Origin of the sequence: Vibrio ostreae (assembly GCF_019226825.1) — a bacterium.
GTDB lineage: Bacteria > Pseudomonadota > Gammaproteobacteria > Enterobacterales > Vibrionaceae > Vibrio > Vibrio ostreae.
In genome coordinates, this window is sequence record NZ_CP076643.1 from 2499816 (window position 1) to 2526467 (window position 26652).

Annotated in this window: 22 protein-coding genes and 1 pseudogene; 18 read left to right on the forward strand and 5 right to left on the reverse strand. The window is 52.2% G+C overall.

The annotated features are described in order from the left end of the window. Nucleotides 1-80: 80 nt before the first annotated feature. Nucleotides 81-3515, reverse strand: a complete 3435-nt coding sequence (locus KNV97_RS17610) for a hybrid sensor histidine kinase/response regulator (RefSeq protein ID WP_218562452.1) — start codon at nucleotides 3513-3515, stop codon at nucleotides 81-83. Nucleotides 3516-3665: 150 nt separating this feature from the next. Continuing rightward, nucleotides 3666-4833 (reverse strand): annotated as a pseudogene (locus KNV97_RS17615) (3-phenylpropionate MFS transporter). Between the two features lie 288 nt (nucleotides 4834-5121). On the opposite strand from KNV97_RS17615, the gene KNV97_RS17620 reads away from it, so the two are divergent. The 12 genes from KNV97_RS17620 to KNV97_RS17675 all read left to right on the forward strand — a co-directional run bounded on the left by KNV97_RS17620 (nucleotide 5122) and on the right by KNV97_RS17675 (nucleotide 17521). Next, the gene (locus KNV97_RS17620) at nucleotides 5122-6945 is read left to right on the forward strand and encodes a DUF294 nucleotidyltransferase-like domain-containing protein (protein WP_136487156.1); all 1824 of its coding nucleotides are present in this window, start codon (nucleotides 5122-5124) and stop codon (nucleotides 6943-6945) included. Between the two features lie 13 nt (nucleotides 6946-6958). Continuing rightward, entirely contained in the window at nucleotides 6959-7585 is a 627-nt protein-coding gene (locus tag KNV97_RS17625) for a 3'-5' exonuclease (protein WP_136487157.1), read from the forward strand. Nucleotides 7586-7798: 213 nt separating this feature from the next. Further along, complete coding sequence (gene acs, locus KNV97_RS17630) at nucleotides 7799-9748, forward strand: acetate--CoA ligase (RefSeq protein ID WP_218562453.1); 1950 nt, start codon at nucleotides 7799-7801, stop codon at nucleotides 9746-9748. 306 nt (nucleotides 9749-10054) lie between these two features. Further along, nucleotides 10055-10504, forward strand: a complete 450-nt coding sequence (gene aroQ, locus KNV97_RS17635; protein WP_136487159.1) for a type II 3-dehydroquinate dehydratase — start codon at nucleotides 10055-10057, stop codon at nucleotides 10502-10504. Nucleotides 10505-10565: 61 nt separating this feature from the next. Next, a complete protein-coding gene (accB, locus tag KNV97_RS17640) occupies nucleotides 10566-11024 on the forward strand; it encodes an acetyl-CoA carboxylase biotin carboxyl carrier protein (protein ID WP_136487160.1) in 459 nt (152 codons plus the stop codon). 13 nt (nucleotides 11025-11037) lie between these two features. After that, entirely contained in the window at nucleotides 11038-12381 is a 1344-nt protein-coding gene (gene accC / locus KNV97_RS17645; RefSeq protein WP_136487161.1) for an acetyl-CoA carboxylase biotin carboxylase subunit, read from the forward strand. Between the two features lie 205 nt (nucleotides 12382-12586). Next, complete coding sequence (gene prmA, locus KNV97_RS17650; protein ID WP_136487162.1) at nucleotides 12587-13474, forward strand: 50S ribosomal protein L11 methyltransferase; 888 nt, start codon at nucleotides 12587-12589, stop codon at nucleotides 13472-13474. A 139-nt stretch (nucleotides 13475-13613) separates the two neighbouring features. Next, the gene (gene dusB, locus KNV97_RS17655; RefSeq protein WP_218562454.1) at nucleotides 13614-14582 is read left to right on the forward strand and encodes a tRNA dihydrouridine synthase DusB; all 969 of its coding nucleotides are present in this window, start codon (nucleotides 13614-13616) and stop codon (nucleotides 14580-14582) included. A gap of 23 nt (nucleotides 14583-14605) precedes the next feature. Continuing rightward, nucleotides 14606-14902: a DNA-binding transcriptional regulator Fis gene (gene fis, locus KNV97_RS17660; RefSeq protein ID WP_000462885.1), complete on the forward strand. Its 297-nt coding sequence runs from the start codon at nucleotides 14606-14608 to the stop codon at nucleotides 14900-14902. Between the two features lie 241 nt (nucleotides 14903-15143). Next, the gene (locus KNV97_RS17665) at nucleotides 15144-16010 is read left to right on the forward strand and encodes a TIGR04255 family protein (protein WP_218562455.1); all 867 of its coding nucleotides are present in this window, start codon (nucleotides 15144-15146) and stop codon (nucleotides 16008-16010) included. Continuing rightward, nucleotides 16010-16615 carry a hypothetical protein gene (locus KNV97_RS17670; protein WP_218562456.1) on the forward strand — a complete coding sequence of 202 codons (606 nt, stop codon included), beginning with the start codon at nucleotides 16010-16012 and terminating at the stop codon, nucleotides 16613-16615. Before KNV97_RS17665 ends, KNV97_RS17670 begins: the two co-directional genes overlap by 1 nt. Nucleotides 16616-16624: 9 nt before the next feature. Then, complete coding sequence (locus tag KNV97_RS17675; RefSeq protein WP_218562457.1) at nucleotides 16625-17521, forward strand: hypothetical protein; 897 nt, start codon at nucleotides 16625-16627, stop codon at nucleotides 17519-17521. A gap of 193 nt (nucleotides 17522-17714) precedes the next feature. Here KNV97_RS17675 and KNV97_RS17680 read toward each other — a convergent pair whose 3' ends face one another. Beyond that, nucleotides 17715-18473, reverse strand: coding sequence for an AEC family transporter (locus KNV97_RS17680; RefSeq protein ID WP_218562458.1), 759 nt, complete (start codon nucleotides 18471-18473; stop codon nucleotides 17715-17717). A 403-nt stretch (nucleotides 18474-18876) separates the two neighbouring features. Between KNV97_RS17680 and KNV97_RS22060 the strand changes: the two genes are divergently transcribed. Together KNV97_RS22060 and KNV97_RS17685 are read left to right on the forward strand one after the other, a co-directional pair. Then, nucleotides 18877-19170, forward strand: coding sequence for a uroporphyrinogen decarboxylase/cobalamine-independent methonine synthase family protein (locus KNV97_RS22060; RefSeq protein ID WP_256612235.1), 294 nt, complete (start codon nucleotides 18877-18879; stop codon nucleotides 19168-19170). Beyond that, nucleotides 19067-20041 carry a uroporphyrinogen decarboxylase/cobalamine-independent methonine synthase family protein gene (locus tag KNV97_RS17685; protein WP_256612236.1) on the forward strand — a complete coding sequence of 325 codons (975 nt, stop codon included), beginning with the start codon at nucleotides 19067-19069 and terminating at the stop codon, nucleotides 20039-20041. The genes KNV97_RS22060 and KNV97_RS17685 overlap by 104 nt, the downstream gene beginning before the upstream one ends. A 62-nt stretch (nucleotides 20042-20103) precedes the next feature. Here KNV97_RS17685 and KNV97_RS17690 read toward each other — a convergent pair whose 3' ends face one another. Next, the gene (locus KNV97_RS17690) at nucleotides 20104-20274 is read right to left on the reverse strand and encodes a hypothetical protein (RefSeq protein WP_218562459.1); all 171 of its coding nucleotides are present in this window, start codon (nucleotides 20272-20274) and stop codon (nucleotides 20104-20106) included. A gap of 412 nt (nucleotides 20275-20686) precedes the next feature. On the opposite strand from KNV97_RS17690, the gene KNV97_RS17695 reads away from it, so the two are divergent. Then, nucleotides 20687-22777 (forward strand): TonB-dependent receptor domain-containing protein, encoded by a 2091-nt coding sequence (locus KNV97_RS17695; RefSeq protein ID WP_218562460.1) that lies wholly within the window; start codon nucleotides 20687-20689, stop codon nucleotides 22775-22777. A 132-nt stretch (nucleotides 22778-22909) separates the two neighbouring features. Here the strand turns inward: KNV97_RS17695 and zntR are convergent, their stop codons facing one another. Then, the gene (gene zntR, locus KNV97_RS17700) at nucleotides 22910-23308 is read right to left on the reverse strand and encodes a Zn(2+)-responsive transcriptional regulator (protein ID WP_218562461.1); all 399 of its coding nucleotides are present in this window, start codon (nucleotides 23306-23308) and stop codon (nucleotides 22910-22912) included. A 74-nt stretch (nucleotides 23309-23382) separates the two neighbouring features. Here zntR and KNV97_RS17705 point away from each other — a divergent pair, with 74 nt between their 5' ends. The 3 genes from KNV97_RS17705 (at nucleotide 23383) to purD (ending at nucleotide 26567) form a co-directional block, all read left to right on the forward strand. Further along, on the forward strand, nucleotides 23383-23511 hold the full coding sequence (locus tag KNV97_RS17705; RefSeq protein ID WP_136487254.1) for a phosphoribosylamine--glycine ligase: 129 nt from the start codon (nucleotides 23383-23385) through the stop codon (nucleotides 23509-23511). Nucleotides 23512-23618: 107 nt separating this feature from the next. Beyond that, entirely contained in the window at nucleotides 23619-25211 is a 1593-nt protein-coding gene (purH, locus tag KNV97_RS17710; RefSeq protein WP_136487168.1) for a bifunctional phosphoribosylaminoimidazolecarboxamide formyltransferase/IMP cyclohydrolase, read from the forward strand. A 63-nt stretch (nucleotides 25212-25274) separates the two neighbouring features. Further along, nucleotides 25275-26567 carry a phosphoribosylamine--glycine ligase gene (gene purD, locus KNV97_RS17715; RefSeq protein WP_218562462.1) on the forward strand — a complete coding sequence of 431 codons (1293 nt, stop codon included), beginning with the start codon at nucleotides 25275-25277 and terminating at the stop codon, nucleotides 26565-26567. The last annotated feature ends 85 nt before the right edge of the window (nucleotides 26568-26652 follow it).

Here is a 26652-nt window from a genome sequence, read left to right on the forward strand (position 1 = left end):
GATCATGGCAACCCAAAAGCTCAAACGCCCTCTTGTGAGGGCGTTTTTTATTGACGTTTAGTAACGAAATCATTGCGTGCTCATGCCACCCGATTGAGCAGCGCGCGCAGTTTAAGCGGCTTGACCGGTTTGGCGATGAAGCCAAAGCCGTTGGATTTAATCCCGTCGAGAATATCTTCACTGCGGTCAGCACTGATCACGATACCCTCAAAGCAGTCACCGAGACGCAGGCGACACTGCTGCAACACTTCCAGCCCGGTCCGGCCCTGATCGAGCCGGTAGTCCGACAACACCACATCCGGCACCCAGTGATTATCCAGCGCGCGCAGGCTGGTCACCAGATCGGTGGCAGTGCGCACTTCACAGCCCCAGCGTTCCAGCAGGTCACGCATCCCGACCAGAATGTCTTCCTCATTATCGACACACAGCACCCGCAATGAGAGCAGCTCAGGCACACTCTGCGGCGCGGCGCTAACCGGTGCCACCGGATCGACCGGCACGGCTTTATCGAGCGTAATGGAAAAGACACTGCCCCGCCCTGGCCAGGAGCGCATCGAAATTTCATGCCCCAGCACATGGGCAATGCCTTTCGAAATCGCCAGCCCCAATCCCAGCCCCTGCTCGGAGCGCACCTGCCCGCCACGGTTGAACTCTTCAAAAATCTCCTGCTGTTTATCCTCTTCGATACCAATACCGTTATCCCACACATCGATTCGCACCTGGTCACCCAGATTACGTACCCCGAGCAGCACTTTGCCATGCGGGTTATAGCGAAACGCGTTGGTAAGGAAGTTCTGCACCACGCGGCGCAGCAGTTTCGGATCTGAGCGGACGTATAAAGAAGACGGCACCATAGCGAAGGTAACGCCCTGCTGACGCGCCAGTGCACTAAATTCGGCATTGAGATTAGCCAGCACATCTTTAATGGCAAAACTTTGCGGATGAATTTCCAGCTTGCCGGACTCAAGGCGCGAGATATCGAGCAGGTCACCAATCAAATCTTCCGCCGCACTGAGCGCACTTTCGATATGGTGGGATAGGCGACGGGCCTCATCATCTTTAGCCACTTCCGCCAGAGAAGAGGCAAACAGACGCGCCGCATTGAGCGGTTGCATCAGATCGTGGCTGACCGCGGCCAGGAAGCGGGACTTAGAACGTGACTCGAGCTCTGAACGCTGGGTTGCCGAGACCAGTTGCTGGTTGAGTTTTTCCAGCTCACGGGTGCGATCCAGCACGCGCTCTTCCAGAGTTTCGTTGGCTTCTTTCAATGCCTGCTCGGCATCGCGGAATACCGTGATGTCGGTAAAGCTCATCACAAACCCACCGCCCGGCATCGGGTTACCCTGCACTTCAATCACCCGCCCGTCAGGACGAACCCGCGATGAAGTGTGTCGGGTGCCCTGTTCGAGGTGATACACCCGGCGCCGCACATGATCTTCCGGGTCACCCGGACCACATAAGCCTTGCTCGGCATTATGGCGAATCACATCGGCAATCGGTCTCCCGACCTGAATCAGGCCGAGCGGAAAATCGAACAACTCAAGATAACGCTGGTTCCAGGCTACCAGCCGCAGTTGTTTATCCACCACCGCAATACCCTGCCCGATATGCTCAATCGCGCCCTGCAACAGGCCGCGACTAAAGTCGTACAGCTCGGAGGCTTCATCAACAATCGTCGCGACCTCTTCCAGCTGCATATTGCGCCCCTGCAACGCCGAGGTCAGCACCAGCTTGGCCGACGACGCGCCGAATACCCCGGCCAGCACCCGCTCGGTATGACGAATCAGAGTGGACGGAGCCTGCTGATTAGGCATCAGGGTTTCTCGCTGCTGACTCCAATACTGACTGAACGCACTGCGCACCCGCGAGCGCCCAACAAAGCGTGAAGCCAGCATTTCCAGCTCGGCCACCGTTACCCGGCTCTGATACAGGCTCATATTCTCGTTTTCCGGCAGCGGTGTACCAACAAACGCCGCCGACTGCAAACGTTCACTCAGGCTGCAGCGGGTCACCATTGAGACCAGCACATAACATAGCGCATTGACACTGACACTGAGCAACATACCCCAGTCAGCACTTTTCAGACCGAGACTGGCAATAACCTCAGGCGGAGTAATCAACCACAGCAGCACGTTACTCTGCTCATCACCGGCCAACATATTCGTGGCAGTCATCAGGGTCACCAGCCACAGGGTAAAACCGACTGCCAGACCGACATACACCCCTTTACGATTGCCTTCACGCCAGTACATGCCGCCGATCAGCGCCGGCGCGAACTGAGTAATGGCAGAAAAAGAGAGAAAGCCTATCGCCGACAGGGACGGAATCGCATCCAGTGCCAGATAGAATCCCCATGCGCCCATCAGCAGCGCGAAGATCAGGCTGCGTCGGATCACCACCAGCAGGCCGGAGAAATGGCGATGATTACGCTGCGCCAGGCGCATACGGCGCAGCAGCAGCGGCATCACCAGATCGTTGGAGACCATAATCGCGAGCGCGATGGTCGAGACGATGACCATGCCGGAAGCGGCCGAGGTGCCGCCGAGAAACGCCAGCAGAGCAATGTCTTCCGCCCCGACCGACATCGGTAAACTGATGACAAAGGTATCGGCCGAGGTACCACTGAGCATGCTCTGGCCAATCCAGGCAATCGGCAGCACAAAAATACCCATCAGGATCAGATAAAGCGGAAACAGCCAGCGCGCGGTATGCAGATCCTGGGCGCGCTCATTCTCCACCACCATGGTATGGAACTGACGCGGCAGACAGATGATTGCCATCATGGTCAGCAGCGTGTGCACCAGCAGCGTCGGCCAGTTCGGTGACTGATAAGTACTGCGCGCGGTTTCGAGCAGGTTTATGCTGTCACTGCGCAGCGCCAGAAACACGATGAACAGCCCGACCACCAGAAACGCGACCAGCTTAACGATCGACTCAAACGCTATCGCCATCATCATGCCGCGGTGATGTTCAGTGTTATCGATATGGCGGGTACCGAACAACATGGTAAACAACGCCAGCGCCAGGACCACAAACCAGGAGACATTGATGTCCTGGTAACCAAATTCGGTGCGCAGATCGGGCGCGACAATATTGAGCCCCATGGTGATCCCGCGCAACTGCAACGCGATATAGGGCAGAATCCCGGCCACCGCAATCAGGGTTACCAACACCGCCAGGCCCTGGGATTTACCATAACGGGCACCGATAAAATCGGCAATTGAGGTAATGTGCTCACGCTTGGCGATAAGGATCAGGCGGGCCAGAATGCGCCAGCCAAAGGCAAACACCAGGATCGGCGCAATATAAATAGGCAGGAACGACCAGGGATTGGCACTGGCCTGACCGACCGTACCGTAAAAGGTCCAGGACGAACAATAGACCGCTATCGACAGGCTGTAGATCCACGGCCGCCATTTGGCCAGCCAGTTTGTCTGCCGATCGCCGTACCAGGCAATCAGAAACAACACCCCGAGGTACATAAGCGATACCGGTATCACCAACCATCCTTGCATTTGTTATCCTTGTTTTCGCAATCCAGCCACAAAAAAGCCCTGCGCTCCGGCAAGGCTTTTATTAAACAAAGGATAACGGATCAGCTCAATCACGCTGCATGAAATCTGTGCATCAGACTCCGCTTTCTGCCGTTAACCCTAACTATGGCTTCACGCCACACGAGTTTTGAGTGACGACTGCGGCGCCTCGACTTTAATCAGCAGTGCCAGCAGCCCCATCACCGCCATCATCCAGAACATGGTGCCGGCACCGGCCGAGTCATACACCCAGCCGCTCACCATGGTCATCAGCGCGGTAAACGCACCCAGTGCCACCGCGTTATACAGCGCCTGCAAGGAGACAATCTTGGTGGTCGGCGCGCGCTGGATATACTGCACGGCCGCCAGATGGGCGGTAGCAAAAGTGACGCCATGCAGCAGTTGCACCAGCACCAGCAGAGCAAGCGACGTGGTTGACGCCACTATTCCCCAGCGCAACATTACCCCCACCGCTGCAACGGTAAATAGCAGGCGCAGGCTCCAGCCGGCAAACAGACGCTTACTGAATGCGAACACAACCAGCTCGGCCACCACCGCCAAGCCCCATAAGTAACTGGTGATATCTTCCGAGTACCCCGCCTGCTTCCAGTACACCGCACTAAAGGCGTAATAAGCGGCATGACTGCCCTGAATCAGCGCGGTCAGGGCAAGAAACTTAACCACCGGCCATTCGCGCAGCACCTGCAGCAGCTTCGGACGTACGCCGTGATCGTCCACTTCTGTGACCGGCTTGTGGCGTGGATGACGCAGACTGAGCAGCAGACACACCAGGGCGCCAAACATCGCGGTGTAGACGATCATCACGGCGCCGTAGCGCGCGACTAACTGGCCAACGGCGACCGTACCGGCCACAAAAGCGGCCGAGCCCCACAAGCGGGCACTGCCGTAATCGAGCAGATTAAGTTTGGCATAGTGGTTGGCAGTGGCATCGGAGAGCGGAATGATCGGCCCGAGACACAAGTTGACCAGGACCGTTGCCAGCGCCAGCATCCAGAAGTTCCCCCCCGGCAAACAGGTGGAAGAGAATAAACAGCAGCAGGGCAAAACTGAGCCAGCGCAGCGCCGGCAGAAGATGTTCGACCCGGTGTACAACCCGGGTAATCAGCAGATTAGCGACACAGCGCGTCACCAGACCGATCCCGACCAGTAAACCGATGTCGGTGGCTGAGACGCCCTGCTCTTTAAACCACACTGACCAGAACGGCAGGTAGACCCCGTACGCAAAAAAGAAGCCGCTGAAGTACTGAGCTACCCAGCCAAAAGGAGAAGGGTTAAACATGATGTGTCCTAACAACAAAAATCAACCGCGCGCATCGCCAGCACAGCAAGTGTGACGAGCCCGAACCACTGCTCAGGCAATCCAGCCTGACAGCCCGGTTATTATGCAGCGCCAACCGGAGCGGAAAAAGTGCTGTTTACTCAACGCACTGTTTCCTCTTTTCTGCAAAATAGCGCTTGTTTTACTGTGACCCGCCTGCCAGGAACCGCGGCCATTAGACCAAAGTCGTCTGGAGAGGCGAAAGAAATTTGTCACACTTAAACTGAGAACATTCCCAGGATAGCCGCCATGCCGGATAAATTTAACATGCACTCGCCACCGTTCGATCGTCTGAGCGAAAGCCAGCAAAAACATCTGCGCGCTTCGCTCGACGTGGCCTACTATCGTGAACGCGAGACCATACTGCATAGCGGCCAGGCGTGTTCACAGCTGTTTGTGCTGATCAAAGGCACGGTGGAAGAGCGCTCGGCAGACGGCAGCGAGGTTTACGCCCACTACGCCAACGACGACATGTTCGATGTGCGTTCACTGTTTGAGGGCCAGAGCAAGCACCATTACATCGCCCTGGAAGATACCCTGAGTTACCTGCTGCCGCAGCCGGTCTTTCTCGAGCTGTATAACAACAACGGCGAATTCGCGGCCTACTTTGATAACAATCTGGCCAGGCGACAGGAGCTGATTGAAGCTGCGCAGCAACAGCAAAATATCGCCGAGTTCATTCTTACTCAGGTCGACCGCTCTATTTTCACCCCGCCGATGCTGCTCAGTCCGGAGCAGCCGCTGCAGCACGTCACCCGGCAGATGAAAGAGAGCGGCGTCGATGCGGCACTGGTCAGGCTCTCAGACGACGACCCGCGTCTGACAGAGAGCCGTGAACATCCGTATGCCATCGTCACCCGGACCAATATGCTGCATGCAGTGATGCTGGATGATATCGCGATCGATGCGCCGGTCGGTGACATCGCAACGTTTCCGGTGCTGCATGTCGATCAGGGCGAGTTCCTGTTCAACGCCATGGTGATGATGACCCGCCACAAGGTGAAACGCCTGATGGTATGTGAAGGCAATCAGGCGGTCGGTATCCTGGATATGATTCAGATCCTGAGTACCTTTTCGACCCATTCCCATGTCCTGACCCTGGCAATTGCGCGCGCGACCAGCATCGAAGAGCTGGCACTGGCCTCAAATAAACAGCGCCAGTTGGTGGAAAGCCTCAGCCGCCGCGGCGTACGCACCCGCTTTGTGATGGAACTGATTTCGGCGGTCAACGAGCAAATCATTGAAAAAGCGTTTGAACTGGTGGTGCCACCAGCGCTGCACGATCATGTCTGTCTGCTGGTACTCGGCTCTGAGGGGCGCGGTGAGCAGATCCTGAAAACCGATCAGGATAATGCGCTGGTCATTAAAGATGGCCTGCAATGGCATCAGTGCGACAGTATCATGCAGACTCTGACCCATACCCTGCTGCAACTCGGTTATCCGCTCTGCCCCGGCAAAGTGATGGTCAACAATCCGAAGTGGGTCAAATCACAAAGTGCCTGGAAACAGACTCTGAGCAGTTGGGTCAGAGCCGCCCGGCCTGAGCAGGTGATGGACATCGCCATCATGGCCGATGCGCATGCCGTGGCCGGCAATAAACAGTTACTTGAACCGGTGCAGCAGCATCTGAGAGATCTGATGGCCGATCAGGAGCTGATTCTGACCGAATTTACCCGTCCTGCGCTGAGTTTTTCCGTACCGCTCACCTTGTTTGGCAATGTCAAAAGCGCCAAATCCGGCCTGGATATCAAACAAGGCGGCATCTTTCCGATTGTGCACGGCATCCGGGCGCTGAGTCTGGAATACAAGCTCGATGTCAACAATACCTTCCGTCGTATTGAAGCCCTGGTCGAGCGTAAAGTGCTGGAACAGGAGACCGGCGATAACCTCAGTGAAGCACTGAAACAGTTTTTCAAACTGCGCCTCGCCCAGCAACTGAGTAACCAGCACAATGCCAACACTCTGGATTTGAAACAGCTCGACCGTGCGGAACGCGATCTGCTGCGCCACAGCCTGCATGTGGTGAAGAAATTCAAACAGTGGCTCGGCTACCACTATCAGATTCGCGACTGACCGGCAGGTAACGATGAACTGGCTAACGCGCCGCTACTGGCATCACAGACTGCAAGGCTCCCCTTATCAGGCACTGTTTACCAAGCCTGAGAGTCAGGTGTTTGTGTCGCTCGACTGCGAAACCACCAGCCTGGATCCCAAACGCGCCGAACTGGTCACCATAGCGGCGACCAAAATTATTGATAACCGTATTCTTACCAGCCAGCCGTTTGAAGTACGGCTGCGCGCCCCGCAGTCGCTCGATTCCGGTTCAGTACGCATCCATCGTATGCGCCATCAGGATCTGGCCGACGGCCTGAGCGAAAAAGAGGCGCTGAGCCGCCTGATTGAGTTTATCGGCAACCATCCTCTGGTCGGCTATCACATTCGCTATGATAAGACGATTCTCGATATTGCCTGCCGTAAGCATTTCGGCTTTCCGCTGCCTAACGACCTGATTGAAGTCAGCCAGATCTACCATGACAAACTGGAACGCCACCTGCCCAATGCCTATTTTGATCTCAGCCTGGATGCCATCTGCCGCCATCTTGATCTGCCGCTGCAGGACAAACATGACGCGCTGCAGGACGCCATCGCCGCTGCGCTGGTGTTTGTACGTCTGACCAAGGGCGATTTGCCCACCTTCACCTCTCCGTCCTGACTACAGCCGGTCCACGGCGTACCACACAGCCTGACCCAGCTCGCAAAAAACTATTTAACTCTCTATTTTTCCAATAAAAAGTCGGCATTCATCCTAAAGTCTAATTGTGCAAACCCGGCCTGTGGCTAACAGTTATAGGCAGATTCGATTTCTTGCCCCGTGTTTGAAACACGGCGCGAAAGGAACTGGCTGTATTCACAAGGAGAATAAGCAATGAGTGAAGCCCACATTTATCCGGTCAAAGCGAACATCAAAGCGAATACCCATGCAGATAACGATACCTACCTGGCGATGTACCAGCAGTCTGTCTCTGATCCGGAAGGGTTCTGGAGTGAACACGGCAAAATTGTCGATTGGATCAAGCCATTCACCCAAGTAAAAAATACCTCATTTGATACCGGCCATGTCGACATCCGCTGGTTTGAAGACGGCACCCTCAACGTGTCGGCCAACTGTATTGACCGCCATCTGGCTGAGCGCGGTGACGAAGTGGCCATCATCTGGGAAGGCGATGATCCGGCCGACGACAAGACTCTGACGTTTAATCAGCTGCACCGCGAAGTGTGCCGCTTCTCCAACGCACTGAAAGCTCAGGGCGTTCGCAAAGGCGATGTGGTGTGTCTCTACATGCCGATGGTGCCGGAAGCCGCCGTGGCGATGCTGGCCTGTACCCGTATCGGTGCGGTGCATACCGTGGTCTTCGGCGGCTTCTCTCCGGAAGCACTGGCCGGGCGTATCATCGACTCCGATGCCAAACTGGTCGTGACTGCCGATGAAGGCGTGCGCGGCGGACGCGCAGTACCGCTGAAGAAAAACGTGGATGAAGCCCTGACCAATCCGGAAGTAAAAAACATCAGCAAAGTCATCGTATTCCAGCGCACCGGCGGCGATGTCGCCTGGCATGAGCATCGCGACGTGTGGTGGCATGATGCCGTCGCGAGCGTTTCTGATGTCTGTCCGCCGGAAGAGATGAACGCCGAAGATCCGCTGTTTATCCTGTATACCTCAGGCTCAACCGGCAAACCAAAAGGCGTACTGCACACCACAGGTGGTTATCTGGTGTATGCGACCATGACGTTTAAATACGTCTTTGATTACCAGCCTGACGATATTTTCTGGTGTACCGCGGATGTGGGCTGGATCACCGGCCACACTTACCTGATTTACGGACCACTTGCCAACGGCGCCAAAACCATCCTGTTTGAAGGTGTGCCCAATTATCCAAGCACAGCACGCATGAGCGAAGTGGTCGACAAACACCAGGTCAGCATTCTTTACACTGCGCCAACCGCAATCCGTGCGCTGATGGCGAAAGGTGACGAAGCGGTCCAAGGCACTTCCCGCAGCAGCCTGCGTATCATGGGCTCGGTGGGTGAACCGATTAACCCGGAAGCCTGGGAGTGGTACTACAAAACCATTGGTAATGAAACATCACCGATTGTGGATACCTGGTGGCAAACGGAAACCGGCGGCATCCTGATCACGCCGCTGCCGGGCGCAACCGAACTGAAACCAGGCTCAGCCACTCGTCCGTTTTTCGGCGTGCAACCCGCCTTGGTTGATAACAGCGGTGACATCATTGAAGGCGCAGCCGAAGGTAACCTGGTGATCCTCGATTCATGGCCGGGCCAGATGCGCACCGTGTACGGCGATCACGAACGCTTCGAGCAAACCTACTTCTCCACCTTTAAAGGCATGTACTTTACCGGTGACGGCGCACGCCGTGATGAAGACGATTACTTCTGGATTACCGGCCGGGTCGATGACGTCCTCAACGTGTCCGGACACCGCATGGGGACTGCAGAAATCGAATCCGCGCTGGTGGCGTTTGACAAGATTGCGGAAGCCGCTGTGGTCGGCGTTCCACACGATATCAAGGGACAGGCGATTTACGCTTACATTACTCTCAATGACGGCGTGTTCCCGAGCGCGGACCTGCACAAAGAAGTCAAAGACTGGGTACGTAAGGAAATCGGCCCAATTGCCACCCCGGATGTCCTGCACTGGACCGATGCACTGCCAAAAACCCGCTCAGGAAAAATCATGCGTCGTATCCTGCGCAAGATTGCCACCGGCGATACCAGTAACCTGGGTGATACCTCAACTCTGGCCGATCCAAGCGTGGTCGACAAACTGATTGCCGAAAATCAACAGCTGAATTAAACCAGCAAAATCCATACGTTAAACTCCGGTCGGGGAAACCTGCCCGGAGTTTTGTTTTTCAGTCCCGGTAAGCCGTTATCCAGCCACAGGACGCCCCTTTCTTTTTTACCAATCTGTTAACCTGAGCCCAGTCGCTGACGCCTAACTAGGTGATTAGACCAGTAAATTGCTGCCATTTGCTATGAATTAGCTATAATCTTGGTCAATTTAATAAAACCCGCGTTTTTTTGACAAAAAAATCTCGCGGATCTGCGATAATATGGGAATATTCGTAATTACAACATTATAAACGGAGATAACAACACAATGTCAGCAAAATTACGCATTCTGGTACTAAATGGTCCAAACTTGAACTTATTAGGCTTGCGCGAGCCAGCCCACTACGGTTCAAACACGCTGGAACAAATTGTAGCTAAGCTGCAGCAACAGGCAGAAAGCGCTGACGTTGAGTTGGAACATCTCCAGTCGAATCGCGAATATGAGCTTATCGAAGCCATTCACCAGGCTTACGGTAAAGTGGATTTCATCATTATCAATCCGGCCGCATTCACCCATAGCAGCGTAGCGCTGCGTGATGCTCTGCTGGGCGTAGCGATTCCCTTTATCGAGGTGCATTTGTCAAATGTACATGCTCGTGAACCGTTCCGTCATCACTCCTACCTGTCTGATAAAGCACAGGGCGTGATTTGCGGCTTAGGTGCACAAGGTTATGAATTCGCTTTGTCTGCTGCCATTCGTGCGCTGCAAACAAAGTAACCCCAAACACTCTGCAGCCCTTTAGGGCTGTCTTACTCACAAGATAAAAGAGAAAGAAACAATGGATATTCGTAAAATCAAGAAGCTTATCGAATTGGTTGAAGAGTCTGGCATTGCTGAGCTGGAAATTTCAGAAGGTGAAGAATCGGTACGCATCAGTCGTAACGGCGTTGCACCAGTAGCACCGATTCAGTACGCAGCGGCGCCTGCGCCAGTTGCGGCACCAGCTCCTGCAGCAGCACCAGTGGCGGCACCAGCAGAAGCTCCAGCTGCTAAAGTGCAAACTGGTCACATGGTTCTTTCTCCAATGGTTGGTACGTTCTACCGCTCTCCAAGCCCGGATGCGGCGTCATTCATCGAAGTCGGTCAGAAAGTTTCTGTTGGCGATACGCTGTGTATCGTTGAAGCGATGAAAATGATGAACCAAATCGAAGCGGACAAATCTGGTGTGGTAACTGAGATCCTGGTAGAAGACGGCCAGCCAGTAGAATTCGACCAGCCGCTTGTAGTCATCGAATAATCGAGGCGCTGTTATGCTAGATAAGTTAGTCATCGCGAACCGAGGCGAAATCGCGCTTCGTATCCTTCGTGCATGTAAAGAATTAGGCATCAAAACTGTTGCCGTACACTCAACCGCAGACCGTGATCTGAAACACGTCCTGCTGGCTGATGAAACTGTCTGTATCGGTCCTGCGAAAGGCATCGACAGCTACCTGAACATTCCGCGTATCATCTCGGCGGCAGAAGTGACCGGTGCGATTGCTATCCACCCGGGTTACGGCTTCCTGTCTGAGAACGCAGACTTCGCTGAACAAGTTGAGCGCAGCGGCTTTATCTTCGTGGGTCCTAAAGCGGACACCATTCGCCTGATGGGTGACAAAGTGTCAGCAATCAACGCGATGAAAAAAGCGGGCGTACCATGTGTACCAGGCTCTGACGGCCCGCTGGACGGCGACGAAGCGAAGAACAAAGCGCACGCGAAACGCATCGGCTACCCGGTCATCATCAAAGCATCGGGCGGCGGCGGCGGTCGTGGTATGCGCGTGGTTCGTTCTGAGAAAGAACTGATCAACGCCATCAACATGACCCGCGCAGAAGCACGTGCAGCATTCAACAACGACATGGTGTACATGGAGAAATTCCTGGAAAACCCACGTCACGTTGAAGTTCAGGTTCTGGCTGACGGCCAGGGCGGCGCTATCCACCTGGGTGAACGTGACTGTTCAATGCAGCGTCGTCACCAGAAAGTGGTAGAAGAAGCTCCGGCACCAGGCATCACTGAAGAGATGCGTAAGTACATCGGTGAACGTTGTACCCGTGCGTGTATCGAAATCGGTTACCGCGGCGCAGGTACGTTTGAGTTCCTGTACGAAAACGGCGAGTTCTACTTCATTGAAATGAACACCCGTATCCAGGTTGAACACCCGGTGACCGAAATGGTGACTGGCGTTGACCTGATCAAAGAACAGCTGCGTATCGCGGCCGGTCAGCCTCTGTCATTCACTCAGGATGACATCAAGATCCGCGGCCATGCGATGGAATGTCGTATCAACGCAGAAGATCCAGAGCGCTTCCTGCCATGTCCGGGCAAGATCACCCGTTTCCACTCACCAGGTGGTATGGGCGTTCGTTGGGAATCACACATCTACTCCGGCTACACGGTACCGGCATACTACGACTCAATGATCGGTAAACTGATCACTTTCGGTGAAAACCGTGATGTCGCGATTGCCCGTATGCGTAATGCACTGGAAGAGATGATTGTGGAAGGCATTAAGACCAACATCCCGCTGCAGCAAGAAATCATGAAAGATGAAAACTTCCAGCACGGTGGCACGAACATCCACTATCTGGAGAAAAAGCTGGGTCTGCAATAATCCCCTGCTGATTTCATCAAAGATGCCCACCTCGGTGGGCATCTTTGTTTTTATGCGCCGCCCTTTGTCAGTGATATGACTGCGCTACAAGACGCAGCCGCGCTACACAAGCTGCTGCTGGAGTACAAACGCCACTGCTTCTATAAAAGCTCGCTAAATCTGCTACACTCTGCGCCAACTGAACGAACTGAAGAGAGCAAGAGCCATGCCTTGGATTCAAATTAAACTCAATGCGACCAACGAAAACGCAGAAGCCATCAGTGACATGCTGATGGAAGAAACCGGTGCGCTGTCGGTCACCTTCATGGATGCAAAAGACACCCCTGTGTTTGAGCCTCTGCCGGGTGAAACCCGTTTGTGGGGCGATACCGACGTTCTTGCCCTTTACGATGCCGAAGCAGACACTGCCTGGGTACTGGAACAGATTCGTCATAGCCAGCTATTGGCGCAGGATTTTGCCCATAAAGTTGAGCAGATCGAAGATAAAGACTGGGAACGCGAGTGGATGGATAACTTCCACCCGATGAAGTTCGGCGAACGTCTGTGGATTTGCCCGAGCTGGCGCGATATTCCGGATCCGAGCGCAGTGAATGTTCTGCTTGATCCGGGCCTGGCGTTCGGCACCGGTACCCACCCGACCACAGCGCTGTGTCTGCAATGGCTTGACTCCCTCGATCTGGCGGGCAAAACCGTCATCGACTTCGGTTGTGGCTCCGGCATCCTGGCGATTGCCGCGATTAAACTCGGCGCCGCACGCGTGATCGGTATCGATATCGACCCGCAGGCGCTGCTGGCGAGTAAAGATAACGCTGAACGTAACGGCGTCGCTGACCAGATTGAAGTCTTCCTGCCACAAGACCAGCCACAAGGCCTGGTGGCGGACGTCGTAGTCGCCAACATTCTGGCCGGCCCGCTGCGTGAGCTGTCACCGGTGATCAAGAGCCTGATTAAACCAGGCGGTCTGCTGGCGATGTCCGGCGTGCTTAACACTCAGGCCGAAGATGTGGCTGATTATTACCGTGATGAACTGCAACTGGATCCTATCGCAGAGAAGGAAGAATGGTGCCGTGTGTCCGGTCGCAAACAAGGCTAGATAAGACTTTGCACGCTAATTGACTGAAAAATAGACCATTTACCAAAACATTTTGTAAATGCTCAAATATTAGTCTTTTCACGCATCGAAAAAATGCGTAAAATGCGCGCCCTTGCTGGTATGAAGCTGTGAACACGTTTTGAAAATCGGAAATTATCAACTTAAGAACAATCTAATCGTCGCACCTATGGCTGGTGTCACCGACAGACCGTTTCGAGAGTTGTGCCTCCGTTACGGAGCTGGTATGGCCGTCAGTGAAATGATGTCCGCTAACCCGGCTCTGTGGAAAACAGACAAGTCGAGAAACCGCATGGTGCATGAAGGCGAATCGGGCATTCGCTCTGTACAGATTGCGGGAAGCGACCCACAGCTGATGGCCGATGCGGCCCAGTTCAGCGTTGAGAACGGTGCGCAAATCATCGACATCAACATGGGCTGCCCGGCAAAGAAAGTGAACAAGAAGCTGGCTGGTTCTGCCCTGCTGCGCTACCCGGATGTGATCGAAGACATTCTGAAAGCGGTAGTGGATGCAGTGAGTGTCCCTGTGACACTGAAAACCCGGACCGGCTGGGACACAGACAATAAAAACTGTGTCCAAATCGCTAAACTTGCCGAAAACTGCGGCATTCAGGCACTGGCGCTTCATGGGCGAACCCGTACCTGCATGTACAAAGGTGAGGCGGAATACGACAGCATTAAAGCGGTCAAAGCGGCTATTCAAATCCCGGTCATCGCTAACGGTGATATCGATTGTCCGGAGAAAGCCAAATATGTGCTGGAGTACACCGGCGCGGACGCTTTAATGATTGGACGCCCTGCCCAGGGACGTCCTTGGATTTTCCAGGAAATCCAACACTATTTGGAAAACGGCACCACGATGCCTGATCTTCCCTATGCGGAAGTGAAAGACATCCTGCTTGGTCATGTGAAGGCTCTCCATCAGTTTTATGGTGAGTATTTAGGCCCACGCATCGCGCGCAAGCACGTTGGGTGGTATCTCAAAGAACATGAGCAGGCGAGTGAGTTTCGCCGTACCTTTAATGCCATCGAAGCAGCACCACTGCAGTTAGAGGTATTGGAAGGTTATTTTGATAACGTTGCATCATAATTAAGAGAAGAGCTAGACCGAATATGTTCGAACAAAATCTGACTTCAGAAGCTTTAACAGTAACTACCGTAACTTCACAAGATCAAATCACGCAAAAGCCACTACGTGATTCAGTTAAAGCGTCTCTTAAAAACTACCTGGCTCAATTAAACGGTCAGGAAGTCACAGAACTTTACGAATTAGTTCTAGCTGAAGTTGAACAACCACTACTAGACACCATCATGCAGTACACTCGCGGTAACCAGACTCGCGCAGCAACCATGATGGGTATCAACCGCGGTACTCTTCGTAAGAAACTGAAAAAATACGGCATGAACTAATCACGTTCACCCAACACCTTGAAAAGCCACGAAATTTAAATCTTGTGGCTTTTTTACATCCATTTAACACCCACAAAAACCCCCTCATCCTAATTTATAACTTCATATCTGCTTTATACTTTCACTTTAAAGTGTAAAAAAAAGTGTAAAGTTTGAACTAATATTAGTTTTTAAGTGTCAAAAAAAGTGTAAAATCCCCGTTCTCAGTTTGTCCTCTCTCTGAAAATTTATGGTAGATAGTATGAAAAAAACTCTAGAAAAGGCACCTTTGGTACATGCTTTGATTCACTTAAGATTTGCTGAAGTACCGAGTATAAAGGCTATCGCACCTGAGCTTATTAATGCTCTGCACATTAGGATGATAGATGAAGGCTTCCCTGAAAAAATCGAAAGTAAAGCTGAAATTTTAGAATGGAACTTTGACGCAGCTTCTCAACAAATGAGACAGAAAAAACTTTCAAACACGCGTCTATTGTTCCGTGCGGCAGGAGAACAAGAAATAGTTGAGATCTCTGAATCTTCTCTTATCCTTAAGTCAACTACGTATCGTACATTTAGCGAATTTTATAATAAGTTCCATAGGTTGCTGCTCGTATGTAAAGAAACTATCCCTAACTTAGAAAAAACGCTACTTAAGAGCGTTGGGTTAAGATATGTTGATGTAATAGCACCTACAGGTCAGTCTACACTGAGTGACTTCGTTCAAGGAGGCGTACAGCCACCTTCATTTGGAGACCTTGGTACTCACCTACAAGGACACTCACTTAAGGCTGTTAAGGTGGCAGAAAATCAAGTTCTTGTAATTAACTTTGAAGAACTAGCAACTTTCAATAAAACCGTACAAAAAGTTTTGCCTGACAATCTAATAGAACCAGATGCAAAATGTGGCCTAGTAATCAATGGTCAACAAGATTGGTTTAATGTAGAATCTGCAACATATGGAATATTGGATATTGACCATACCTATCAATTTGCTCATAGCCCTACCTTTAATTCAGAGCAAATTGAAGATGCAACGATCAAGCTTTACCAAAGGGCTAGTGACATCTTTTGGAGTGTCATAACCGATGAAGCTAAACGTGCATGGGGATATAAGGAGACTGAGTAATGTGGAAAACAACAGCATCTACCAATGTAAAAGCCACTGCCTCTGTAATAGCACTGAGCATGGCATTCAATACGCATGCTAATATAGATGATATTGAAACTGCTGTATTGCCCCAACGTGATGTCTTATATAGCTCTAACATTCTAGGTCATCAGTGGTCATCTGTAGGTGTGTACGAGCAAGCAGATTATGAAAAAAATACTGATATCCTCAGTATTGCGGATATCGTAAATTCGGTAAAGGTAACCTTAGGTTTGCCTAACAAGGATATTGCTAGCATTTTTAAAGTTTCGAGACAAACTCTGCACTCATACAAAAACTCTAATGATCAACACGCCGTAAACTCTTCAACTAAAGAACGAGCATTACTGCTATCTGAAATCATTACAGAGATCAGTCCTAAATTTAATCGCAGTCCTGGTGCAATGGCTAAAAACTACGTGATGGATGGTAAATCACTATTAGACTTATTATCAGAAACAAAGCTAGATATTCCAAGTATTGTGAAAATATCTAATAGCCTCTCTGATAAGTTGTCGTCTAATACAGCGAAAGAAACTCCTGTAAATGAAATCTCACTTCATCAGTTAACATCTATTGCATAGGTGGTTTAAGTGGCAGCAGAGCTTTCCAATGGTCAGAAACTGTTACATGACAAGAAGCTTACCCAAGCTTCTTGTTTTTTTGTAAATATCGTCCCTGAAGCGACAAGACTTCAATGGTCTGAATCTTTCTCAAAACCAGCACTGCGTGCAGATAAGAAAAAGTTTAAAGACTCATCAGTTTTTCTTGTTCTCTCTCAAAACTGTGACATTGCTTGTAGAAACGATGGCATAGAAAGCACTATTGAAATTGCCGTCTGTAAAAAGATTAGAGAAAAAGACGTTTTCTCTGGAAACTCCTTTGTAAAAAGTGTTCGCAAGCTTCATTTTAAGGCTGGAGAGTTTTGGTACGAAGCAAATGTAGACTATATCCTACATGTAGATAAAGCCGAATTACTCAATTTGCTGGACGGGACAGAGAACTTTGAACCCATAACTCTATCTAACGAGTACGCAATTTCAGTTCCTGTATGGCGCTCTAACCGTTATATGCGAAGTGCGCTACCTGATAACTTCAACGCGCAACTAGACCCTATAATAGATTCTCATTTATCAGATATCGAATCCGCAGCAACCCCACAAGACGCAGAGCAAACTACATTTTCTAGTTACATAAGAGCTTTTTACGTTTGGGTTAACTCTACAGAAGAACTGGATAACTATTCTTTCGAATTTTTTGCTCTCCTCAGGGACGAAGTAGATGACGAACAAGCTTCAAGAATTCAAACTGCTGTAGAAAACATGGCGGAAGCTTTTGAAGAAGAAGCAGGCTATAAAGATATGAGTGAAATCTATGCGGGAAGAGAGAATACAACTTACGTGTCATATTTGACTCGATTAGTTAGGCTAAACCTCGATCATCACTCTTTATCCCAAGGCGATGAAGATACGGGGCCAGAAAAAGTATAGTGTCTATCTGCTAAGGTATCTTGTACATAGACAAAAACTCTATTGTATCCCTTTATCTAGCTAGCACCCCTTGAAACTATCGAAAGTCGATAATTTCAAGGGCAACGCCCTTGGTCTTCATCAAATCTATAGAGATAAATCTATCTCTGGCACCATTTGAGGTAGCTCAAGTAGCAAGCCTGTACACCTCTGCCTACACAATCACCCACATCTTAATCACCACCAGCGCCACCAGCGCGGTCGGCAGGGTCAGAAAGGTCAGGCCGGCGACGTCATTGACCGGGCCGTTAAAGCGGGTCGCGAACAGATAGTTCAGCACAGCGACCGGCATCGAACAGGCGATCATCAGATTCGCGGTATGCAATGGCGACAGCTGGAACAGCAGCGCAGCGCCCCAGGCGGTCAACAGGCCAATCAGCGGGCGGTAGACCGACATCAGCGCCAGCTTAAACCAGGGCGCTTCGCGCACCTTCATGTGCGCCAGGGCGCGGCCCAGCATCAGTAGCATCACCGGCACGGTAATACTGCCGATCATATCGAACGCCCGCAGCAGAAACTCCGGAATCGGCACATTCAGCCCAAGCAATACGGCACTGACCAGCAACGCCAGCATCGGCGGATTGGCCACCAGCTTGCGCGCTGAATAGGTGCCGGACATCATGCCCATCCCTAAGGTAAAGTGGCTGATTTCAATAATCGAAGAGATGATCACCGCGCCGGCCAATCCCTGCTCACCAAGCAGAGAGTAAGCGATCGGAATACCCAGGTTACCGGTATTCGGGTTAACCAGCACCGGCAGGTAAAAACGCAGTGGCTGGCCCGTTGCTTTGAGCACTAGCCAGGTTGCCACCACCATTGCCAGCAATGCCGTAACTGCGCCCAGTACCAACTTGCTCATACCAAGAAAATCAATGTGACTGCCAAGCATCGAGTGCAGCAGCAGGCACGGCATCGCAACATTGACCACCAGCCGTGGCAGGTTGGGGTCATCCAGATAAGCAGTCTTTTTTACTCAGCAGAGCGCCGAGCAGCGCAATCATAAGCACCGGGAGAATTGCGACAATAAATGCAGCCAGCATGGTGTGTCCTTACACAGGTTGGTCCCGGCACAGCCCGGGGATAGCAGAGGGGCGAGGTCGCCAAAGCAGCAAACAAGGTCCTAATCTACAAGGCATGGCGGGCAAGCACAAATCAATCACGCTGAAAATTCATCCGATCTTCATCACAGCATGCCTTTACCACTCTATAGTGAATTAATTTCATACTCAGCATGAAAAAGCATCCCTTAACAGCCGTCTGGACATCCGATAATTTAACCCTACACCCATTAATCATTCACCGAGAGGCGCCTTGCTATGTCTACTGTACTTCCTCCTTTTCGTGCTGACGTTGTCGGCAGTTACCTTCGCCCGGATTATCTGCATCAGGCCCGTCGTGATTTCGCCAGTGGTACTATCGACCAAGCGCAACTGACCGCGGTGGAAGATCGTGCCATCACTGAACTGGTGGAAAAGCAGCAACAGGCCGGCCTGAACGTGATTACCGATGGCGAGTTTCGCCGCAGTTGGTGGCATCTCGATTTCATGTTGGGGGCTGAATGGTGTCGAAAAAGCGCAGATCGAGCAGGGTTACCAGTTTGCCGCGGTTGAAACCCGCGCCGAAAGCACCCGCCTGAGCGGCAAAATCTCCGGCCACAACCACCCGTTTATTGAACATTTCAAGTTTCTGCTACCGTTGGCTGCGCCAGGCGTCACCCCGCGCCTGACCATTCCGGCTCCGGCCCAGTTTTTAAAAGAGCTGTTGCGTCCGTGCAATAAAGCCCACACCGAGAGCATCTACCCGGATGAAGCCGAGCTGCTGGCCGACATCGCCGCCGCTTATCAGACCTTTATCGCTGAATTGTACGCCGCCGGCTGTCGCAACCTGCAACTCGACGATTGTACCTGGGGCATGCTGACCGACCCGAAAGTCGCCCAAGCGAGCGTAAAAAATGATGCCGCGTGCGGCTGTGGCCACAGCCACGAGAACGGCTTTGATCATCAGGACGCGATTCAACCGCTGCTGAATAAACTGGTGAAGGTGAATAACGCAGCGCTGCTTGGCGCGCCGCAGGATTTGGTCCTCACCACCCACGTCTGTCGTGGCAACTACCGCTCAACCTGGGCCGCAACGGGCGGTTACGCACCGGTCGCGGATGTGCTGCTCGGTGAGTCTGCCGTCTCGGCGTTTTATCTTGAGTTTGATACCGACCGCGCTGGTGACTTTGCCCCGCTCGCCAAACTGGCCCCCAACAAACAAGTGGTGCTGGGGCTGGTGTCCTCCAAAGAAGGTCAGCTGGAACCGGCAGACGCGATCGTCGCGCGCATTAAAGAAGCAGCTCAGTACGTACCACTGGAGAATCTGTGCCTCAGCACCCAATGCGGCTTCGCCTCCACCGAAGAAGGCAACGCCCTGAGTGAAACGCAGCAGTGGGCCAAAATCGCCCTGGTCAAACAGGTCGCCGATGAGGTGTGGGGGTAAATCCCCGACTGGCGCCAACACGCTATGACAAAATTTGGCTGCGCCGGACATGCCGCAGCCCTTTACCCCATGTTGAGCGAGCCGTCTGGTTCGCTCTTTTTTATCTGCCGGACAGCTAAAAACAGGCTCAAACCCGCCTCTGAACCCCAATAAGCACGTGCTTCATCTCCAGCCGAAAGCGCCACGGACACTGCTGAGCGAAAATAATTCGTTCCAAATACGGAATAGCTCATCCCACATCCTGCATATTAAAGACCGGTTCCGTTTGTTTGCCAGCACTCTATGCAAGTGCCTGATTTGCTGCCTGCGTTACTGCCGCGTTTAAAACGCACAGCCCGCCCTTGCCCCATTACTTAAAGAAAAAATATATTAAGTAACATTGATTTACAAAAACTTACATTCTAAAGATCTGTTCGCATAAGTTCAGATAATGGCTACACAAACCGCGTATCAAGCCGGTTTTCACTGCCCAAACCGGGCCGTTCTTGAGCAACCAATCATCATCCCTATCAATATATCTGCCAGCACATCTCTACTCTGCGTGCCATTACTGACACAAGCACCAATACGAATGGTATTGATAATTGTTAACATTAGTAAATATAATGCGCTCCTCTCAACGTTTTGTTTCAAGGATTTACAATCGTGAAGTTCCACTACTCAGCCCTAGCTATCTCTATTCTGTCCAGCTTATATGCCGTGAACAGTGTTGCGGCAACCGCCGCCGATGACACTCTGGTGGTCACAGCCAATGCAGGTTTAGAGAAAAAAATCACCGATGCTCCGGCATCAGTTTCAGTAGTCAGCCAGCAAGATCTGGCCGAGAAAAACTACATGGATCTCGGTGAAGCGCTGAGTGGCCTGGAAGGCGTTGACGTGCGCAGCAGCACAGGTAAAACCGGTGGCCTCAACATCAGCATCCGCGGTATGAGCAGCAGCCATACCCTGATCCTGATTGACGGTATCCGCCAAACCGCCAGTTCAGACACCACACCAAACGGCTTTGGTGAGATGGGCAATGGCTTCGTACCACCGCTGTCTGCGATTGACCATATCGAAGTGATCCGCGGCCCGATGTCGACCCTGTACGGTTCTGACGCGATTGGTGGTGTGGTCAACATCATCACCAAGAAGAATCAGAAAGAATGGGTCGGTAACGTCAGCGCGGGTTACAACCTGCAGGAACACGATAAATGGGGTGATACCTCATCGCTGAGCTTCAACACTTCCGGTCCGTTAGTTGAGGACAAACTGAACCTCAACCTACGCGGCACCATCAAGCACCGTGAAGGTTCAAGCATTACCTCGCTGAGCGAAAACAGCGCATCCCGTACGCCTTACCCGACTGAGAGCGACAACTACAACATCGGCGGTAAGCTGAGCTACAACATCAACGACGATCACACTGTGTTTGTTGACGGTCATATCGCTCGCCAGACTTACGACAACAGCGACAGCCAGTTGGGCGATGTCGGCACTTCCGGTGGTGGTTATGAAGATGAGCTGAAATTCAACGAAGATCAGCTCATTATCGGTCACGAATCCACTTTTGACTTCGGTCGCATCCAGTCCGATGCCTCTTACATGGAAACTGAGAGCAAAGGCCGCGTACTGTCGGCAGGCAGTGGTTTTAGTGGTTCATTGTTGGGTCAGGATCGTCAACTGGAAAACAGCAACACTATCGTTAACTCCAAACTGATGACCGACATCGGTGACGATCACGCAGTGACCATCGGTGGGCAGTACTGGCACGCAGAAATGAAAGACGGAGTGGTCATCAACACCACTGGCGAAACCTTCAAGCAGGATACCTATGCCCTGTTTGCGGAAGATGACTGGTATCTTGCCGATCCACTGATCCTGACTCTGGGTGCCCGTTACGAGCACCACGACTCCTTCGGTAGTCACGTCAGCCCGCGTGCCTACCTGGTATGGAACGCCAACCAGAACTGGACCGTCAAAGGCGGTGTCAGCACCGGTTACCGCACGCCGAGCCTGGCGCAACTGCATGACGGTATCAGCGGTATCTCCGGCCGTGGCACCGTTAACGTCATCGGTAACCCGGATCTGGATCCGGAAGAGAGCACCAGTTACGAAACTGGTGTTTACTACGAAGGTGACAACAACTTCAAAGCCAACGTGACTGTATTCGTTAACCACTACAAGAATGCGATCCAGTCTTATGATGTCGACAGCACAACGACATCATACGAAAACGTCGGTAAAGCGAAAATTGAAGGGGTCGAAGTCGGTTCATCCTTCCCGCTGTTCCGCGATGATCTGTCGATGAACCTGAACTACACCTACACCCACAGCGAGCAGGTCGGCGGCGATGACGACGGCGCACCATTTGGTAACACGGCCAAACACATGGCGAACGCCAAAGTGCGCTGGATTGCCAGCGAGTCACTGGATGCCTGGCTGGGTGCGGAATACCATGGTAAAACGCCGCGTTACACCAGCAACTACGACAACCTGAGCAACACACAAAAATCGATCATGGATCAGAAAGGTAACCTGAAAGCCTGGACTGTGGTCAACATGGGTGCCACTTACGCAATTACCAAAGATCTGAAACTGAACGGCGCGGTGTACAACCTGCTGGATAAAGACTTCACCGATCTGGAGGTGATTGGCGGCGAATACGCGGGTGATTACTTCGATACTTCACGCTCAACGTCAGGTTACGTGAACCCAGGCCGTAACTACTGGGTATCGGTGAATTACGACTTCTGAGTCAGCATGACATTCTAACAAGGTTGCAGGTAACCTTCGGGAGACTCAAAGCAATCTGAGCAATGACAGAGCCAGCCTTCGGGTTGGCTCTGTTTTTTTTCAGCGCGAACACACCATCATCACGCAGCGCGGCTATTCCAGCGCAGCCAGAATCGAGCAGTGGGTCGCATCATCATCGATATCCCCGCAGCAGGCATCATTGATTTTCTGCAGCGCGGCACGAATCCGGGTCAGCTCGGCAATCTTGTCATCAATCACCTGCAGTTTGGCACTGGTAATCGCTTTGGCTTCAGCGCAACTGTGTTCGCTGGCATCCAAACGAATCTCGAGTAATTCGCGGATCTCCTCCAGGCTCAGACCGAGCGCCTTCGCTTTGAGAATAAAACTAACCTGTTTTAAATTATTTTCATCATACAAACGATAGCCGGACTCACTGCGTCCGGCCGGTGCGATCAGCGCATTTTTCTCGTAAAAACGCAGCGTATCGGTGGAAACTTGGCACCGTTTGGCTAATTCTCCGATTTGAAACATAGTATCTCTCATTGGAAACATAGTATCTCCCGTTGGAAATATAGTATCGCCCATTGACTGCTTGGCTACTTTTTTTGCTTGAAAAACCAGTTTTTAGCTATTATTTTTCCCATGCCAAACGATTGCGCGAGATCTTTTGTAATAAATTGGTTAGAATACGCGCCATCCTGAAAGCCTGGAACAAAGGTCTTTACCAAAACTGACCAAGCTGTGATCAGAACGGATAAAAAATTCCCCTCTGCGTCACCCATGAACACTTTTGGCAAACATCTTTCGTCATTAACTCCATGAATTAAAGGAAAATGGAAGCATGAATAACGCTCGTCCTATTCGCCGTGCACTGATCAGCGTATCAGATAAAACTGGCATTGTTGAGTTCGCACAAGCGCTCGCTGAGCGCGGTGTTGATATCCTGTCTACTGGCGGTACGGCTCGTCTGCTGGCTGAAAAAGGTATCGCTGTGACTGAAGTCTCCGATTACACCGGTTTCCCAGAAATGATGGATGGGCGCGTAAAAACGCTGCACCCGAAAGTTCATGGTGGCATCCTGGGCCGTCGCGGTCAGGATGATGACGTAATGGCCACTCACGCCATTAACCCAATCGACATGGTAGTCGTGAACCTCTACCCATTCGCAGCAACCGTTGCCAAACAAGGCTGTTCACTGGAAGATGCGGTAGAAAACATCGATATCGGTGGCCCGACTATGGTTCGCTCTGCAGCGAAAAACCATAAAGACGTGACCATCATCGTGAACGCAACCGACTACGATCGCGTCATCGCAGAAATGGATGCCAACGACAAGTCTCTGACTCTGAATACCCGTTTCGACCTGGCTATTGCCGCATTCGAGCACACTGCCGCCTACGACGGTATGATCGCGAACTACTTCGGTACCATGGTAGCAAGCTACGGCGAAAACAAAGAAGGCGACGAAGAATCTCAGTTCCCGCGCACTTTCAACCAGCAGTTCATCAAGAAACAAGACATGCGTTATGGCGAAAACAGCCACCAGAACGCCGCGTTCTACGTGGAAGCGAACCCGCAAGAAGCGTCCGTCTCTACTGCGCGTCAAATTCAGGGTAAAGCTCTGTCTTACAACAACATCGCTGACACTGACGCCGCACTGGAATGCGTGAAAGAGTTCGCAGAACCAGCGTGTGTGATCGTTAAGCACGCCAACCCTTGTGGTGTGGCACTGGGCAGCGACATTCTGGAAGCGTACAACCGCGCTTACCAGACTGACCCGACCTCTGCGTTCGGCGGCATCATCGCCTTCAACCAGGAGCTGGATGCTAAAACGGCATCAGCTATCGTTGAGCGTCAGTTCGTGGAAGTGATCATCGCACCGAAAGTTTCTGCCGAAGCGGTTGAAGTGGTAGCGGCGAAGAAAAACGTCCGTCTGCTGGAGTGTGGCGAATGGTCAACCAAGACCACAGGTTTCGATCTGAAACGTGTTAACGGTGGTCTGCTGGTACAGGACCGTGACCAGGGTATGGTGACTCTGGATGACCTGAAAGTGGTGTCTAAGCGCCAGCCAAGCGAAGAAGAGCTGAAAGATGCGCTGTTCTGCTGGAAAGTCGCGAAATACGTTAAATCAAACGCTATCGTGTACGCAAAAGGCGACATGACTATCGGTGTCGGCGCTGGCCAGATGAGCCGCGTATACTCGGCGAAAATCGCCGGTATCAAAGCCGCGGATGAGAATCTGGAAGTGGCCGGTTCAGTAATGGCATCGGATGCGTTCTTCCCGTTCCGTGACGGTATCGATGCAGCCGCCGAAGCGGGCATCAAGTGTGTGATTCAGCCAGGCGGCTCAATGCGTGATGACGAAGTTATCGCAGCAGCAGACGAGCACGGCATGGCGATGATCTTCACTGGTATGCGTCACTTCCGTCACTAATTTATTTATGAGGTCCCGGGGCTGATTAGCCCTGGGCATTTATTCTTTTCGTTAGGATAGATTATGCAAGTTTTAATTATCGGTTCTGGTGGTCGTGAGCACGCACTGGGCTGGAAAGTCGCGCAAAACCCTGCGGTTGAGACCGTGTTCATTGCACCAGGTAATGCGGGTACTGCGCTGGAAGCGAAACTGCAAAACGTCAACATCGGCGTAGAAGATGTACCTGGCCTGGTAGCGTTTGCCCAGGACAACGCGATTGGACTGACTATCGTCGGTCCGGAAGCGCCACTGGTTATTGGTGTGGTGGATGCATTCCGCGCCGCTGGCCTGCCAATCTTTGGACCGACCGAAGCAGCGGCGCAGCTGGAAGGCTCAAAAGCGTTCACCAAAGATTTCCTGGCACGCCACAACATCCCGACGGCGGCTTACGCTAACTTCACTGAAATCGAACCGGCGCTGGCTTACGTTCGTGAGCAAGGCGCACCAATCGTCGTTAAAGCCGACGGTCTGGCGGCAGGTAAAGGCGTTATCGTCGCGATGACGCTGCAAGAAGCTGAAGATGCGATCAAAGACATGCTGGCTGGCAACGCGTTTGGCGATGCCGGCAGCCGCGTGGTGATCGAAGAGTTCCTGGACGGCGAAGAAGCCAGCTTTATCGTTATGGTTGACGGCAAAAACGTTCTGCCGATGGCCACCAGCCAGGATCACAAACGTGTCGGCGACAAAGACACCGGCCCGAACACGGGCGGTATGGGTGCTTACTCTCCAGCGCCAGTGGTCACTCAGGAAATCCACGACCGCATCATGCAGGAAGTAATTTACCCGACCGTGAACGGCATGGCTTCTGAAGGCCACCCGTACACTGGCTTCCTGTACGCTGGCCTGATGATCGACGCATCCGGCGCGCCAAAAGTGATTGAGTTCAACTGCCGCTTCGGCGATCCGGAAACGCAACCCATCATGATGCGTATGCAGTCTGACATGGTGGAACTGTGTCTGGCGGCTATCGACGGCAAACTGGACCAGGTTGAATCTAAGTGGGATCCACGTGCCTCAATCGGTATCGTCCTGGCCGCTGGCGGCTACCCGGGCGATTACGCTAAAGGCGATGTCATCTCCGGCCTGCCAACCACAGACGTGGAAGGCGAGAAAGTGTTCCACGCCGGTACCACAGACCAAGATGGCCAGGTGGTGACCAACGGCGGCCGCGTACTGTGCGCAACCGCGCTGGGCAACACTGTGCTTGAAGCGCAGCAACGCGCTTACCAGCTGGCGAAACAAATCAGCTGGGACGGCATGTTCCACCGCAATGACATCGGCTACCGTGCAATTGCACGCGAGCAGGCGGAAAAATAAGCAGGCTGACGGAGTGACCGGTTCGCTCCTCAGTTAAGCCTCGGTATTTTCACCAAGGCTCAGACAGACCAAAGGCGCTCATTGA